9 protein-coding genes are annotated in these 15376 nt (G+C 63.8%); 5 read left to right on the top strand and 4 right to left on the bottom strand.

Features of this window, described 5'->3' with window-relative positions; genetic code table 11:
- Nucleotides 1-115 precede the first annotated feature (115 nt).
- The gene (locus tag JAO73_RS05335; protein WP_198976107.1) at nucleotides 116-1114 is read left to right on the top strand and encodes a 2-dehydro-3-deoxygalactonokinase; all 999 of its coding nucleotides are present in this window, start codon (nucleotides 116-118) and stop codon (nucleotides 1112-1114) included.
- Nucleotides 1115-1120: 6 nt separating this feature from the next.
- Nucleotides 1121-1990 (top strand): SMP-30/gluconolactonase/LRE family protein, encoded by an 870-nt coding sequence (locus tag JAO73_RS05330; protein ID WP_198976106.1) that lies wholly within the window; start codon nucleotides 1121-1123, stop codon nucleotides 1988-1990.
- A 19-nt stretch (nucleotides 1991-2009) separates the two neighbouring features.
- Here the strand turns inward: JAO73_RS05330 and pbpC are convergent, their stop codons facing one another.
- On the bottom strand, nucleotides 2010-4301 hold the full coding sequence (gene pbpC, locus JAO73_RS05325; protein WP_233168697.1) for a penicillin-binding protein 1C: 2292 nt from the start codon (nucleotides 4299-4301) through the stop codon (nucleotides 2010-2012).
- A 147-nt stretch (nucleotides 4302-4448) separates the two neighbouring features.
- On the opposite strand from pbpC, the gene JAO73_RS05320 reads away from it, so the two are divergent.
- Nucleotides 4449-5006 carry a transposase gene (locus JAO73_RS05320; RefSeq protein ID WP_198976104.1) on the top strand — a complete coding sequence of 186 codons (558 nt, stop codon included), beginning with the start codon at nucleotides 4449-4451 and terminating at the stop codon, nucleotides 5004-5006.
- Nucleotides 5007-5090: 84 nt separating this feature from the next.
- On the opposite strand, the gene JAO73_RS05315 is transcribed toward JAO73_RS05320, so the two are convergent.
- The 3 genes from JAO73_RS05315 to JAO73_RS05305 all read right to left on the bottom strand — a co-directional run bounded on the left by JAO73_RS05315 (nucleotide 5091) and on the right by JAO73_RS05305 (nucleotide 12667).
- Nucleotides 5091-10661 (bottom strand): alpha-2-macroglobulin family protein, encoded by a 5571-nt coding sequence (locus JAO73_RS05315; protein ID WP_198976103.1) that lies wholly within the window; start codon nucleotides 10659-10661, stop codon nucleotides 5091-5093.
- Nucleotides 10662-10745: 84 nt separating this feature from the next.
- Nucleotides 10746-12158, bottom strand: coding sequence for a M64 family metallopeptidase (locus JAO73_RS05310; protein ID WP_198976102.1), 1413 nt, complete (start codon nucleotides 12156-12158; stop codon nucleotides 10746-10748).
- A gap of 11 nt (nucleotides 12159-12169) precedes the next feature.
- Nucleotides 12170-12667, bottom strand: coding sequence for a hypothetical protein (locus JAO73_RS05305; RefSeq protein ID WP_198976101.1), 498 nt, complete (start codon nucleotides 12665-12667; stop codon nucleotides 12170-12172).
- A gap of 275 nt (nucleotides 12668-12942) precedes the next feature.
- On the opposite strand from JAO73_RS05305, the gene JAO73_RS05300 reads away from it, so the two are divergent.
- The gene (locus JAO73_RS05300) at nucleotides 12943-14391 is read left to right on the top strand and encodes a L,D-transpeptidase scaffold domain-containing protein (RefSeq protein ID WP_198976100.1); all 1449 of its coding nucleotides are present in this window, start codon (nucleotides 12943-12945) and stop codon (nucleotides 14389-14391) included.
- Between the two features lie 60 nt (nucleotides 14392-14451).
- Nucleotides 14452-15357, top strand: a complete 906-nt coding sequence (locus tag JAO73_RS05295; RefSeq protein ID WP_198976099.1) for a LysR family transcriptional regulator — start codon at nucleotides 14452-14454, stop codon at nucleotides 15355-15357.
- Nucleotides 15358-15376: the final 19 nt, after the last annotated feature.

Raw genomic sequence — 15376 nt, 5'->3', positions numbered from 1 at the left:
AGGAGAGGGCGAGTCAGTCGAATACTTTAGAATAGTTAGTTAACTGCGTCCGCGCTGCCTTGGCCCCCCCTCTCCTTTGGGAGAGGGGGCCGGGGGGAGAGGCGCCCGTCAAAATATGGACCCAACCACCACCTTCCTCAGCTGCGACTGGGGCACCTCCTCGTTCCGTCTGCGCCTCGTGGAGCGCGAGACGCTGAAAGTGCTGGCCGAGGAAAGCTCCAAGGAGGGCAACGCCGCCACGGCCGAGCTCTGGAAACAGGCCGGGCAGCCCGCCGAGCAGCGTGTGGCGTTCTATCTGGCCATCGTCCAAACCCACTTGAAAAAGCTGGAAGAAGCCGTGAAAACTTCGCTGGATGGTGTGCCGGTGGTGATTTCGGGCATGGCATCCTCCACCGTGGGCATGCTGGAGGTGCCCTACAAGCCGTTGCCGTTTGCCACTGATGGAGCCGATTTAGCGGTTAAAATCCTGGAAGCCACTCCAGATTTCAAGCACGCCGTGTTGCTGATTTCCGGCGTGAAAAGCGCCGATGACGTGATGCGCGGCGAGGAGGTGCAGCTGGTGGGTTGCCAATTTGAGCACTCGGCCGAGTTGCAGCTATTTCTGCACCCCGGCACCCACGCCAAGCACGTGCTGGTGCAGCAGGGCCAGGCCGTGGCCCTGAAAACCTACATGACGGGCGAATTCTTTTCCCTACTTTCCGCCAAAAGCATCCTGGCGGCGTCGGTGGAAGAAGGCGGTAAGCTGGCGGATGGCGACAACCGGAGGTGGTTCGAGCAAGGCGTGCGCGACAGCCAGACCGCCAACCTGCTGCACAACGCTTTTCTGGTGCGCACCAATGATTTATTCCACAAAGCCAGCAAGGCGGAAAATTATTTCTACCTAAGCGGCTTGCTCATCGGTAGCGAGTGCAAGGAGCTGCAGGCGAACATCCCGGCCGGCATCACGCTGGCGGGCGAGCCCGTGCTGGTCGAGCTATACCGGGCGGCGCTGCAGGCGCTGGGCATTGCCGACCGGTGCCCCGTGCGCACCAAAACCGCCGAGGAAGTAACCCTGAACGGCCAATTTGCCGTTCTTCAACACCACCTGCATTTGCTCGCTCACCCCGAAAAATAGCCCGTCATGCAAGCCGAATCCATCCTGCCGGCGCAGGCCAAGCTGGGCGAAGGCGCCCTCTGGAACCCGGAAACGGCGCGGCTGTACTGGGTCGACATCGAAGGGCGGGCCCTGCACGTGTTCGACCCCGCCACGGGCGAAGACCGACGCTACCCCACCGGCAAACGCATCGGCACCGTCGTGCCCATGCGCAACGGCCATGCGCTGGTGGCCCTGCAACACGGCTTGCACGAGCTGGACCTGGATACTGGCCAGTTCACCCGCCTGGCCGACCCCCTCACCGACGAGTACCTGCGCTTCAACGACGGCAAATGCGACCCCGCGGGCCGGTTTTGGGTGGGCACGTTCGACCTGCAGGGCCGCGCCCACGCTGGCGCCCTCTACCGCTTCGACCCCGACGGCAGCACCCACGTCATGCTGCGCCACGTCACCAATTCCAACGGCCTGGCTTGGTCCCTGGACCAGCGCACGATGTACTACATCGACACGGCCACCCGCGCCGTGCGGGCCTTCGCCTACGACCCCGCCACCGGCACCATTGCCGCCCCGCGCGTCATCATCCGCATCCCCGAAGGCAGCGGCAGCCCCGATGGCATGACCATCGACGCCGAAGGAAAGCTGTGGGTGGCCCTGTGGGGCGCCGGCCGCGTGCACCGCTACGACCCCGAAACCGGCGCCCTGCTCCAGTCCGTGCAGGTGCCCGCGCCGTTCACCTCATCCTGCGCCTTTGGCGGGCCCGAGCTAAAAACGCTCTACATCACCACGGCGCGGGCGGGCCTCACGCCGCAGCAGCTGCAACAGTATCCCCTGAGCGGCAATGTGTTTGCCGCCAGGCCGGGTGTGGCGGGCGTGCCGGCGTATTTCTTTGGAGGGTAGGGCGAACTAAAAGTCCGCGCTACATCTCCGCCACCTGCAATTCAATATCCACGTTGCGGCCGTGGTCGTCGGCGCAGGAAATTTTGACGGGCCCGCTGGGCGGGCGGAAAAACACCCGCTCGGTGGCCGCCGCGGCCCGCAAAAACCGGTCGTTCACGTACCAGAACACTTGGCGCACCTCGCTGCCCGCCGCGCAGCTCAGCAACATTTGTTGCTTTTCGCCGCGGTTTAGCACGTATTCGGCGTGGGCCAGGGGCGAGGTGATGGCCAAGGCCGCGCCAGCGGCTTCGTTGCCGCGCACCAGCTGGCAGGCGGCATTGTGCGGAGGCAGGCGCGAGGACGGCAATCCCTGTGCTTCCCGAAACGCTAGCACCTCGGGCAACGGGTTGGGAAACAGTTGCCGTTTGAAACCCGCCGCCGGCACGCAGGCCCGGCAGTACGAAACGGTGGCATCACCCGAAATCAACGCTTCTTTCTGGTGCTCGCAGTGCCGGGCCGAGGAGGTGCTGGGCAGGTAATAGTCGATGAGCTGGTTGGGGCAGTGCGCGCCGGGCACGAGGCCGGTTTCGGCGCACACCAGCCGGAAGTCGAGCGTGGCGGGCGGCACCGCCCAGTTGTTGGGCGAGTTGTAAGCAAGGAGGTTGAACAGGTCAAAAAGCAGGGGCGAAGCAATATCGGCCCCAGTGAGGGCGGGGCTGCCCTGACCGTTGAAATTGCCCACCCACACGCCGATGGTGTAGTCCTGGTTGTAGCCGATACTCCATGCGTCGCGGCGGCCGTAGCTGGTGCCGGTTTTCCAGGCAATTTTGGGCAGGTGGCGGCTGTTTTGGTAGCCCATGGGCAGGTCGGGGCGGGTGCGCTGGGCCAGCATGTCGGTGATGAGGAAGGCGGCGGCGGGTGAGAACAGGGCAGCACGACCGGGCGCCTCACCCGCCGGCCCCCGCTCCGTCGGAGCGAGGGAGCCTGACGCCCGCAGTTGGATGGCCCGGTACCGCCCGCCACCGGCCAGCGCGGCGTACAGCCCTGTCAGTTCTTCCAGCGTGGCGCCGCAGCCGCCCAGCACCGTGCTCAGGCCTAGCCGCGGCGCCGCTTTCGCCACAGTTTTAAAACCCGCCTCACGCAGCTTGTTGGTGAACGTGGGTACGCCGACTTCGGAAAGCACGCGCACAGCCGGGATGTTGAGCGAGTAGGTAAGGGCCCGCTCCACGGTCACTTCGCCGGCGCAGCTTTTATCAAAATTCTCGGGCCGGAAGCCGCTGAAATTGGTGGGCACGTCGGGCAACTTCAGCTTGGGCGTCACGATGCCGCGGTCCACGGCCAGGGCGTAGAGGAAGGGCTTGAGCGTGCTGCCCGGCGAGCGCACGGCGCGCACGCCATCTACCTGCCCGGCGCTGGCGGCATCCTGAAAGTCGGCCGAGCCCACGTAGGCTTCCACGGCGCGGGAGCGGTTGTTCACCACCAGCACAGCGGCCTGCGAAATGCCCAGCTCGCGCAGGCGGCGCACGTAGTTGCGGGTCAGGTCCTCGGCCTTGGTCTGCGGGCTGCGGCGCAGCGTGGAACGGATGATGGGCTGCGTGGGAAACTGCGTGACCAGCCGCCGCGCCAGGTGCGGGGCCAGCGTGGGCGCCGCGTGGCGCTGCACGTCCAGCGGCTCAGCCAAGGCATCGGCAATGTCCTGGTCCGGGAACAAGTGCTGTTGTTGAAACTGCCGCAGCCAGCGGTTGCGCTCGGCCAGGATGAGGGCGTTGTTTTTGCCCAGCACCAGCACGCGTGGCTGGTTCGGGATAATGGCCAGCGTCACCGTCTGGGCCAGGGAAAGGTAGTCGGGCGGCTGCTGGAAGTAGAGCAGCGCGGCCGATTTCACGCCTTCGATGTTGCCGCCGTAGGGCACTAGGTTCAGGTAGAGCTGCAGGATTTCGGCCTTGCTGTAGTGGGCTTCCAGCTGCATGGCGCGCAGCATTTCCAGCAGCTTGTTGCCGAAGGTGCGCTCCTTGGGCTCCAGCAGCCGGGCCACCTGCATGGTGATGGTGCTGGCCCCAGTGGTGCGGCCGTTCCTGAAAATATTGCGCCCAGCGGCTTGCAGAATAGCCAGCGGATTCACTCCGAAATGGTAGCGGAAATACCGGTCTTCCTTATTGATGATGGCCTGTTGCAAAGCGGGCGTGATTTCCGCCAGCTCGGTTTTCATGCGCCATTTCTGGGTGGGGTTCAGGAAGGCGTGGAGCACGCTGCCATCGGCGGCCAGCACGATGGGCGAGTAGCGCGGCGCGGGCGGCAGCGGAAACAGGCGGTCGAGCAGAAAAGCGAGCAACGGCAGAACGAGTAGAGACGCATATTTGCGTCTCGTCGTTGAACGACCCGAAAAGGTGCTCGTCAACCGTTGCCAATTCATTGCTGCTTGCATTTTACCTACGACTGTTCAACGACGAGACGCAAATATGCGTCTCTGCAACCACGCATGGAGGGCGATAAATTCAATGACCGTTTTCGCATTGCTTCGGCCCGCTGGGCGGGTTATGATTACAGTCAAAATGGGGCATATTTCGTGACTATTTGCACCCTGAATCGGGCGAGATATTTTGGAGAAATTATTCTGCCAACCGGCAATTGGGAAGAGGCTGAGCTGGCATCAACTGCGCAAGCTCGAATTGCGTGGGAATGCTGGCTTCAAATCCCCGTTCGCTTTCCGTTTGCGAGGCTTGATTCCTTCGTCGTGATGCCCGACCATGTGCATGGGCTTCTGCTTTTTGATAAAGCAGATGAGAAGCGGCCTGCGCTGAGTTATCAGAATGCTTTTGGCCCGCAACGCGAGAATTTAGCAGCGGTTATTCGCGGATTCAAAGCTGGCGTAAGTGCTTTAGCGAAGCAGCAAGGGTTGGAATTTAACTGGCAAAGCCGCTACCATGACCGGGTGGTGCGCAATGATGCAGAATTACGGAAGATTCAGCAGTACATCGCCAACAATCCAGCCCGCTGGAAACACGAGCAATACGCCGAAGAGGGCCTCTTTCGGTAGAGACGCATATTTGCGCCTCGTCGTTGAACGACTGGTGCCGCACCATTGCGCGTTCGTTCAACGACGAGACGCAAATATGCGTCTCTACCGCACCCGCACCACGCCGGCCCCGTTGTAGCTGTGGTACTCCGCGTTGTACATCGCATCCGCATTCACCGGCCCCAGCTTGAACGTGCCTTTGCTCACGGCGCGGCAGAGGTAGTAGAAATGCTGCGGCGTGGTCGTGGCCGTGGCGAATAGATTGATTCGGTCGTCGCGCACATCCAGGTAATCGGGCGTGCTGGCGTCTTTGGCCCAGTTCAGCTCGCGCAGGGCGCCGATGCGCGGGTTTTCGATTTCGAGGCCGGCGGGCAGTAGGTCGGTAATGGCCACGTTCTTGATGGTCCCGGCGCCGTCGCCGGCTTCCAGGGTGAGCTTCACCACCACCAAATCGTTCTGGCGGAAGGTGGGGGCGCCGAGCGGGGCGCCGTCGCGGGTGAGGAACTGGCGGCGCACTTTCAGGTAGGAATCTTCCTCCCTCACCTGGCCGCTGGCCGAGATGCCCTCGGTTTCCCGGAAGTAGTAGAGGCTGCCTTGGCCGGCGCTGCGGATGCTCACGTTGCGGTTGGCTACGTTGCGCAGCGTGAGGTCTTTGCCGGTGAAGCTGCCGGCTGGCTTGCCGTCGATGGTGAGCGTGGCGGTGGCGGTGCTGCGGGCGTTTTGGCGGGCTATTTTGCCGAGGGCCAGCAGGGCGAAGGACGTTTCCTGGGTGTTGAGCCAGTAGGCGGCTTTCATCTGGCGGCTGAGCTGGCGGGCCATGCCGGGGATTTGTGGGTTGTTGGGGTCGGTGCTGACGAGGGCGTTGAGGATGAGGCCCAGGTCGCGGATGGGGGAGTAGAACGAGCCGTCGAGGGCGCGCTTGGCTGCCCGCTCGCTGCCGAACTTGGTGGGCAGCAGCTCGCGGAAGGCGCGCTGGTTGCCGAGCAGGCTTTGGGTGCAGGCCAGCAGCACCTGTGAGTCTTCGGTGAGCAGGGGGCGGTTGGCGCGGTAGTAGCTCAGGGCCACGGGGTCTTGGCGGCCGGCCAGGGCCAGCACGTAGAGCGAGTAGGCGATTTCGCGGCTGGCGATGGTGCGCTGGCGGGCAATGTTGCTGACGTCGAAATACTGATAGGGCTCGGTTTCGCGCTTTTTGAGGCGAAATTGCAAGTATTTCAGCACCTTGTCGAGCACGGATTTATTCACCGCGAAGCCGGCCTGCTGGGCTTCCTGCAGGAAATGGGCGGCGTAGGCAGTGGCCCACCAGTTATCGTAGTCGCCGCCCGGCCAGTAGCTCAGGCTGCCGTTGTAGAGCTGCATGCTCTCAATCTTGCGGATGGCTTCCTGCACGTGGTAGTTCGGGTTGTAGCGCTGGGCTTTGGGGCCGGCGCCGGATTTCTGCTGCAGGGTGGCCGCCAAATCGGCGTAGTAGAGCTGCGGGAAAGCGGCCGACACGGTTTGCTCCAGGCAGCCGTAGGGGTATTGCAGTAGGTAGCGCAAGTCCTTGCTGAACTCCGTGAGCGGTGAGCGGCTCACCACCAGCCGGCTGGTCAGTGAGGAGGGGATGAAATCGGTTTTCAGGTTGAGCGGGAGCGTGGTGCCGCCAGCCAGCACGCCACTGCCGGTGCGCTTTTCGAGCGAGGCAGCGGGACGGATGGGGAGTTCGATGGTTTCAGAATAGCGACCTGGCAGTTTGATAAAATGCCCTTGTGCGTCTTTGATGAAGGTTTTCACAATGATTTTGACAATAGACGCTCCAACTCCTGTTGCCACGAAAGTGAATGCGGTTCGATTCTCTGAATTAGGTCTTAACTCCAACCCATGCACCGTACCTGAATCAGAAGAGTAATTTGTCTTGCCATTGAAGACAACAGGAACAATTTTTCTTCCCGCAATTGGTCCTGACAGTGAATCATACACCGATGCATAAATCGGTTTTCCAGTCGTATTGGTTAGAGTAACCGGTACTTGTAATGTGTCTCCAGGAGAAGCAAACCTGGGCAGCGCCGTCGAAATCACCACTGGGTCGGCCACCTTCATCGTGAACTCGGCCGAGCCGAAGGCATCGTCCTTGTAGGCCACGGCCATGATGCGGAGTGCCCCGCTAAACTGCGGCACGCGCACCCGGTAGCGCACTTTGCCGTCGCCGTCGGCGGTGAGCACGCCGCTCCATTTAGCCACCAGTTTCACGCGGCGGTTGGGCACGGGGTTGGTGCGGCGGCGCATGTCGGCGGCGTCGCCGCCGCTGCTGCTGGTGCCGAGTTCCGGCAGCAGGAAGGGGTACACGTCGAAGGCCGATACTTCCAGGGCCCGTTTCTGGTAGAAGTAGGCGTGCGGGTCGGGCGTCCGGTAGTTTTTGAGCTGCAGAATGCCTTCATCCACCACGGCCAGCGTGACCTGGGCGCGCGGCGCGGTCGTGATTTCCACCGTTTGCCAGGTCTGCGAGCGGCTGGCGGCCGGCGCGGCAATGGCCACCGGGAGGCGCGAATCGGCCCTTTCCACCGTCAGGGGCAGGAAGCCGCGGGCCACGGTGAGGGGCAGGCGGTCGCGGCCGTCGTGGGCGCGCACGGCCGTGGCGGTGATATACACGTTGGGCACGTGTTCGGCCTTGATGGGGATTTTCACCTCGGCCGCCTTGCCGTCGGTGCTCACGTAGAAATGGTCAAGCACGTTGGCCCGCTCCACCGTCACCAGAATGCGGCCGGCGAAGGGCGCTTTCAGCAGCAGCTTGGCGGTTTCGCCGGGGGCGTACTTGGGCTTGTCGGCTTCGATGCTCACCGCGCCCTCGTTGTTCACCTCGAAGGAATTGGCCTGGGTGTCGCCGTAGCCGTAGGCGTAAAACTGCTGCGTGACGTAGCTCGTGGCGCCCGGCCGGCTCACGCGCACCTCGTACTCGCCCGAGTAGATGGGGGTGAAGCTGAAGCTGGTTTCGGCCCCTACGGCGCGGGTTTGGCTCAGAATGGTTTGCTCGCGCTGCTGCGACTGGTACACGTAGCGGCCGCCCTGGCGCTCGAGCACGGTTTCCCAGAGCTTGCGCACCACCTTCACTTCGGCCTGGGCCGTGGTGGGCCGGCCGGCCGGCGTGAGGGCCAGCAGCTTCACCGTGAGGGCGTGCCGCGTGCCGATGAGCTCGGGCAAACTCCCGATGCCGAACATGGTGGCCTGGGTCTGCACGTCGAAGGTGGCGAGGCGGTTCACGGGCCGGCCGGTTTCGTCGAACACCGTGGCGAAGGCCACGCCTTCCAGCGTACCGAGGTCGCGGAAATCGGGCACGGTGTAGGCGGCGGTGCCTTTGCCGGTGGCGTCGGTGCTGCCTTCGCGCACGGTTTTCTCGAAGCGCGAGGTGAGGGCGCTTTCGCTGGATTCGCCGTCGTCGTTGGTGGTTTTGCGCTTTTCGCCGCTGTTGATGGCGAAGGTGTAGTCGGGGTATTTCGGGGCCGAGAAGTACTTCTGTTTCAGCGAAAACTCAACCTCAAACTTGCGGTCGGCCGCCGGCGGGCCAAACAGGTTTACGGCCGTGATGCTGGCCGTCACATCCTGGCCCGGCTTCAGCACGGTGGGGGCGGCCGTCACGGTCACCTTCATGCGGTCGGGAATGAATTCTTCCACGCTGATTTGGCGCGAAGTCAGCAGCACGTCGTTGCCGGTCAGCACCTCCAGCGTGTAGAGGCCCGTCATCACCGAAGGCGGCAAGATGAAGCTGCTCTCGAAGCTGCCCGCCGCGCTCAGCCTCTGCCGCAGGCTGCTGTATTCCTTGCCGCTGGGCAGCAGCAGCCGGATTTTTACGGGCAGGCCGGTGGGCGGCACCTTCCAGTCCTCGGTGCGGATGACGGTATTGGTGCGTACCGTGTCGCCGGGCCGGTACAGGTCCCGGTCGCCGTACAGAAACGCCTGGTAATGCGCCGCGTTCGAGGTCAGTCCGCCCACTTCGTAGCGCGAGGTTTCTACCCGACTTTTAGTGAGGTCGAGGAAAGAGAAATCGGCTTCCTTCGTGGCCGTAATCATGCCCAGCGTGAAGCGCTTCATACTGGCCGCCGAGTCGAACTGTGCTACGCCGGATTTGTCCGTTGTAGTTGTGCCAATTACCTGATTATTCGAGCTCACCAGGTTCACCGTCACGCCCGACATCGGCTCGGCCGTGCGGATGGAATTGGCGAAAACCGTGGTGCCGCCCGTCGCGCCCTGTTTTACAATCAGACCGATATCCGTCACCGCCACGAGCTTGCTCACTTGCAGCCACTGCCGCTCCGTGTCCTGCACCCGGATGACGTACAGGCCCTTCATCGTCCCTTGGAACTCCAGGGCCTTGAGGTCCAGATTCAGCAGGCGCAATCCTCCTTCCTTGGGCAGCCCGTCCACCGAAATGGTGCGCTCCGAAATCACGTTGCCGATGTTTTCGGTGTCGTAGTACCGGAAGCTGCGGTCGATGTAGTTGCCTTCCTCGTCGGTGCTCGATTCGCGGGGCTCGTCCTCGTCGTATTCGGGGTAGCCGTATTGCTTTTCGCCGCGCAGCAATTGCTGGATGTTGTTGGCGTAGACCTTGGCGATGGTCACCTTCACCTTCTGCACCTGGTTGATGCGCAGGCCCAGGTTGCGGGCGCCCACCGCGTCGAGGTACATGGCCTTGTCGCCGGTCGAAAAATCCAGGCTCGGCCGCTCCGCCACAAACGAAACCGTCTGGCTGAATTTCTCCGTCATCACGCCGCCCAGCGTGCCGCGGGTGCCCGGCGCCAGCGTTATCACGTAGGATTTCCCCACCTCAAACCCGCCCTTGAGCACGAAGCCGCTTTCCACGGTTTCAACCGAAAAGGCCACTTTGGGCGCCACCGTCAGGTTGGGCTCGATGTCGGGCGCGGCCACGGGCTGGTTGGTGAGCACCGTCACCACGGCCTGGCCGTTGAGGAGCGAGCCGGTCAGCTCGCGCACTTGCAGGGTTTGCGGGTCGGGGACGTCGGCCTGGGCCGTGAGGGTGGCCGTGGTGGCCTCGGTGCCGCCGGCCGGTTTCAGGCCCGGCGCAATGTCGATTTGTAGCGGCGTGCCCGTCCGCACCTCCTGCTTGAAGGTCACGCCCAGCGTCGCGTCCGGCTCGGCGGTGCTGATTTCCACCGCCACCGGCTTGCCGTCCTGGGTGATGCGCAGGCGCGGGCGCAGGTCGGCGGGCCGCACGGGGTAGTTGAACACGAGGTTGGCGGCCAGCTCGGCCGTGCCCGCCGCCCGCTTCGAGGCACCGTAGAACACCTGCGGGTCGGCCATTTTCAGGTAGGGCGTGTGGAAGGCCCGGCGGTTCAACGCCAGCTCCTGCTTGCCACTGGGCATGTTCTCCGACCGCAGCGCCGCCTTGAACACCGTGCTGGGCCGGAACGGGCTCAGCGGCGAAAACGTGAGCTCATTGGCACTAGTCCACTTGAAGCGCCCCCGCACGGCCGGCGAAAACTGCACAAACTGCGTGGTGTCCCACTGGTTGATTTTGCCGGCGTCGACCACGTCCTTATCGAAGGTGAAGGTGACGTTGGCATAAGGGTCGATTTCGTCGCCGTCGGTCTGTTCCTGGGCGGCCTGCTCCTGGGCCGATTTTTTGGAGCACGACGAAGCAGCCAACAGCAACAGCAGCAGTGGCAAAAAGCGGAAACGGGCCAACATGGGGTGGGGGAGGAAAGGGGGTAAATTCCGGCCGGAAGGTAGCAGAACGGCCGGAATAAGTACGCCCGTAACGTCCCCCGTTCTTTATTCTTTTATGAGCTGCCGCGAAATCAGAACGCCGTCTACATTTATCAGCAACGTGTAGGTGCCGGCGGCCCGCACGCCCAGGTCTTCGGGGCGCAGCTGGTACTGGTAGCGACCGGGCGCTTGGCGGTTGTAGCGCAGCGTTTTCACGGTGCGGCCGGCGGCGTCGTGCAGGGTAAGCACCACCGGCGCCGTGCGCGGCAGCGTGTAGTTCAGGTGCAGCAGGTCGCCCACCGGGTTGGGGTAGGTTTCCACCTCGTACTCGGCCGTGGCCGAGGCCATGCGCACGGCCGTGGTGGTGCGGGTTATGGTCCAGTTCACGGTGTAGGTGTGCTGGGCGGCGTGGGTGCTGCGGCGGGTGAGGGCGGTGGTGTCCGTCACGGTGGCGCGCACCACGTGGCTGCCCACGGGCAGCTGGCTCAGGGCCACGTTGGCCGTGGTCGCGTTGCGGGCCCCGATGGCGGTGCCGTCCAGCGTCCAGGTCACTTTCAGGGTGTTGGGCAAGGGCTGGAGCAGCGTCAGCGCAAACGCCAGGTTCTGGGTGGGCGCGTTGATGTTAAGCGCGGCGGGGGAATACGCCTGCAGCGGCGAAACCAGGGTGTGAATCTTTTCCACGAACGCCTCGCGGCACACGGCGCAAAACGGGTAGTTGGGGCCCAGGTACTGCATTTTGCAGCCAGCGTGGGGCTTCTTCCAGCTGGGGTCGGTGGTGTGCGAGATGATGCCGATGCCGTTGAAGCCCATCCACGGGGCCCAGCGCACCGTAGTGGCGGAGGTGGTCTGGGTCATGTTGGCCGATTCGCGCGCGTACTGCGGCCCGGCCCAGTACTCATCCGACAGGCCCGCGAACGAGTGGCCGATTTCGTGCACCATGATTTCGGTGGCGCTGGCGTTGGCCGAAGCCGTGGCCCAGGTGCCGCCCGAGCCGCCGTATTCGGCGTGGTTCACCAGCACAAACACTTGGTCGTAGCGCGGGAAATTGGTGGCCAGCACCCCGGCAATGGCGGCGTTGGACTGCGGCACCAGCAGGCGGTGAATGCCGCCGTAGTCAAACGTGGAGTTGAAGTAGGTGCTCGCCGTGAAGGCCAGCGTGCTGGCGCAGTCGGGCGCCGTGCGCGGGTGCGTGGTGCCGCTCTGCGCCGAGGGTACTTTGATGGCAAAGGCGTTGAAATACGGCTGATACTCCTGAAAAGGCGTTTGCCCGAAGAAGCTGGTCAGCACCTGGTTCACCCGGGTCATGAACAGCGGCATCTCGCTGGCCTGGTACCCATCGGGCACGAAAACCAGGTTGATGCGCTTGGTGAGGGGGCCGGTTTTTATCAGCGTATCTACCGGGAAAGTCTGGGCGGCCAGCGGAGAGAGTCGACCGGCGCCAAGCAGCACCAGCAGCAAAAGGGTAGCGAGTTTCTTCATGAGGCAGGCGCTTAGGATTTGTGAGGAATGGGAATTTCGGTGAGCAAATTGGTTTTGCCGTCCACCACTTCTTCGAGGCGGATGGCGGTGGCGGTGGGCCGCAGGGCCAGGCGCACAAATAGTTCGGCCGTGGGCACCACCACTTCGCTGCGCTGAAAGGTGCGCTGGTCGTCGCCCACGTGCTCCACGCTGCGCCGCAAGGGGTGCGCTACCCGCACCTGCGCCAGCGGCTGGCCCTGGCCGTTTAGCTGCGACACGCGCACGTAGTTGGGGGCGTCGGCGTCGGGTTCCGGCGCTTTCATCTCGCCGGGCACGGCCTGGGCTTGCAGCACCTGCACCTGGGTGCCGGCCGGGGCCGCCGTGAGGCGGCAGCTCAGAAACAGCAGCTGCGGGGCGGGGATGCTTGCTTCCGCCGCCACCGGCTGGTACGCCGCCGTCGGCCGCCGGGCGCACCCCAACAAGCTGGCCAGCAGCAGGCCACCGCTCATGATGCAGAAAGGGAAGCGCATGACGTGAAGATATGCTTTAAATTACAAATACTTGTTTTTTGGTATGAAAACAAATAATCGAGTCAAACATACAGCAGCCTTTTTTAGAGACGCTTTCCGAGCGTAACAAGGCCGTCATTTTAGGTGGCGCCACCGGACCGTGCTTGGCGGTAGGCACTGCCCGCCACTTCTCATTTGGTTTCGTAAAAATATTGCGTAAATTGAATATATCTTCTCCGGTCGTTCTGCTGTCAGCAAGGAGTCTATGCTGGAAAACACCTTTACCGTGAGTGCGCATGCGACGACTATGTTTCCTGCTGCTGGCCTTGTTGCTGACGGCGGTAAGCGCCGGCCCGGCCCAGACGGCCGCACCCGTTGCGGGCCCGCACCGGCCCGCTGAAGCGGGCGCAGCGGCCCAGGCCCCCGACTCGTTGACAGCTCGCATCCAGGGCCTGCTGCTCGACACAACGGCCCGCCGGCCTTTGCAGTGGCACGACTTGCGCGGCACGCGCGACTTCTACCAGCGGCGGGCCTTCGCTCCGGCCTGGTGCGAAGCCTCCCGCCTCAACGCCCAGGGGCAGGCCGCCGTGGCCCTGCTGCTCAGTGCCGAGGACTACGGCCTGCAGCCGGTGAATTACCACGGCCCCGCGCTGCAGGCGCTGGCCCCAGCGCTGAATTCCCCCGTGCCCCCGGCCCGCCGCGCCGTGCAGCAGGCGCGCCTCGAAGTGCTGCTCACCGACGGCCTGCTGCGCTTTGCGCGCCACCTGCGCCGGGGCCAGCTGCGCGAGTTCACGCCGTCGCCGCTGGAAGCCGCCGATTCGGCGTTTGTGCCGGCAACCTGGCTAGCCCGGGCCCTCGCCGCGCCCAGTTTTGTGTCCGCCCTGCTGCGCTGCCAGCCCGCGCACCGCGAATACCGGCAGCTGCAGCAGGCGCTGGCCCACTGGCGCCGGCAGCCCTGGGGGCGCGACTCGGCCCGCATCAGGCGCGCCCAGCAGCTGGCCCTTACGCTGGAGCGTTGGCGCTGGCAGCCCATTGCCGATACCGGCTACGTGCTGGTCAACCTGCCGGCCTACACCCTGGAAGTGGTGCACCGCGACAGCGTGCTGCAAACCCACCGCCTCGTCATCGGCAAGCCCGAAAGCCCCACGCCCACGTTCAGCAGCCGCTTGCGGGTGTTCACGCTGGCGCCCGAGTGGCGCGTGCCCTACAGCATTGCCACGGAAGAGATTTTGCCCCGCCTGCGCCACAGCCCGCGTTATGCCGCGCGGCACCGATTCCTGATATATGACGCGCAGGGCCAGCCCGTAGACGCCACGGCCGTGGATTGGTGGGACGTGAACAAGAAGCGGTTTCGGTACACCATTCGGCAGCGTTCGGGGCCGGGCAATGCCCTGGGGTCGGTCATTTTTCGCTTTCCCAATCCCTACCAGGTTTACCTGCACGCCACCTACGACGCGCACGACTTCAAGCGGCCCTACCGCGCGCTGGGCCACGGCTGCATTCGCATGGAACACCCGCTGCAGCTGGCGGCCTACCTGCTGCGCGACGCCGACAGCCTGCGGGCCACCCTGCCCACCGAGGCCGCGCTGGCCGCCGCGCCCGTGCCGCGCCGCATCACGGCCCGGCGCGCGGTGCCGCTGCACGTGCGCTACGCCACCTGCGCGGTGGTGGCGGGCCGCCTGCGCTTCTACCCCGACGTGTATCAGCAGGACGAGGCCCTGCGGCGGCAACTATTCGGGCGTTAATGACGAGTCCAAAGGGTGGGCGCGGTCCGTATCTCCCGCACCCGTTAGCTTCGTTCCCTTATGCTCTCCCATCCGCACGAAGTTTTTCTCGAAGTGGCCCAGCGCCTCAGTTTCACCAAGGCCAGCCAGACCTTGTTCATCAGCCAGTCGGCGGTGAGCAAGCAGGTGAAGGCGCTGGAGGAGTACTACAAAACGGGCCTGTTTGAGCGCCTGGGCAGCAGCATTCAGCTCACCCCGGCCGGCCTCAAGCTCTACCAGAAATTGCTGCAGGCCAAGCAGCTGCAGCAGGAGCTGCACCAGGAAATGAGCGCGCTGAGCACCGACTTTACGCCCAGCATGCATTTGCTCATCGGGGCCAGCACCACCATTTCGCTGTATGTGCTGCCGCCGGTGGTGTCGGCCTACCTGCGCCTGCACCCCAACCGCCAGCTCAGCCTCAAAAACCGCAATTCCGACAACATCCTGCGGGCCCTGCTCGACCACGAAATTGAGTTGGGCATCATCGAAGGCATTCACAAGGTGAGCCACGTGACGTACACGCCCCTGCTCACCGACGACGTGGTGGCCGTGTGCGCCGCTAACAACCCGCTCGAACACCGCACCCTCGAAGTGCACGACCTGCTCAGCACGCCGCTGGCCCTGCGCGAGGCCGGCTCCGGCACCCTGGCCGTGCTGGAAGAAGCCCTGGCGCAGCATCGCATCAAGCTGGCTGCGCTGCCGGTGCGCGTGCGCCTGGGCGGCACCGAAGCCCTCAAAAACTTCGTGCGCGTCGACAACTGCCTGGCCTTTTTGCCTCGCCAGGCCGTGCTGAAGGAGTTGGCTTCGGGTGAGTTTTCGGAAGTGAAAATCAATAATTTCCCCTTGAAGCGGGAGTTCAATTTCATCCAGCGCAAAGGCACTGAGAACAACGCGCCCTACCGCGACTTCCTGCTTTTCACCAAGCGCTACTATTCCGGGAAGGCATAGGCTATTCCAAAAGCCCATC

The sequence above is a fragment of the Hymenobacter miniatus genome, assembly GCF_016427455.1.
Lineage (GTDB): Bacteria > Bacteroidota > Bacteroidia > Cytophagales > Hymenobacteraceae > Hymenobacter > Hymenobacter armeniacus.
This window is presented reverse-complemented; position numbering and strand designations above follow the sequence as displayed.

Coding starts and splice junctions, on each gene's coding strand:
- JAO73_RS05335 (WP_198976107.1), top strand. CDS start 116: ATGGACCCAACCACCACCTTCCTCAGCTGCGACTGGGGCACCTCCTCG.
- JAO73_RS05330 (WP_198976106.1), top strand. CDS start 1,121: ATGCAAGCCGAATCCATCCTGCCGGCGCAGGCCAAGCTGGGCGAAGGC.
- JAO73_RS05320 (WP_198976104.1), top strand. CDS start 4,449: ATGGAGGGCGATAAATTCAATGACCGTTTTCGCATTGCTTCGGCCCGC.
- JAO73_RS05315 (WP_198976103.1), bottom strand. CDS start 10,661: ATGTTGGCCCGTTTCCGCTTTTTGCCACTGCTGCTGTTGCTGTTGGCT.
- JAO73_RS05310 (WP_198976102.1), bottom strand. CDS start 12,158: ATGAAGAAACTCGCTACCCTTTTGCTGCTGGTGCTGCTTGGCGCCGGT.
- JAO73_RS05305 (WP_198976101.1), bottom strand. CDS start 12,667: ATGCGCTTCCCTTTCTGCATCATGAGCGGTGGCCTGCTGCTGGCCAGC.
- JAO73_RS05300 (WP_198976100.1), top strand. CDS start 12,943: ATGCGACGACTATGTTTCCTGCTGCTGGCCTTGTTGCTGACGGCGGTA.
- JAO73_RS05295 (WP_198976099.1), top strand. CDS start 14,452: ATGCTCTCCCATCCGCACGAAGTTTTTCTCGAAGTGGCCCAGCGCCTC.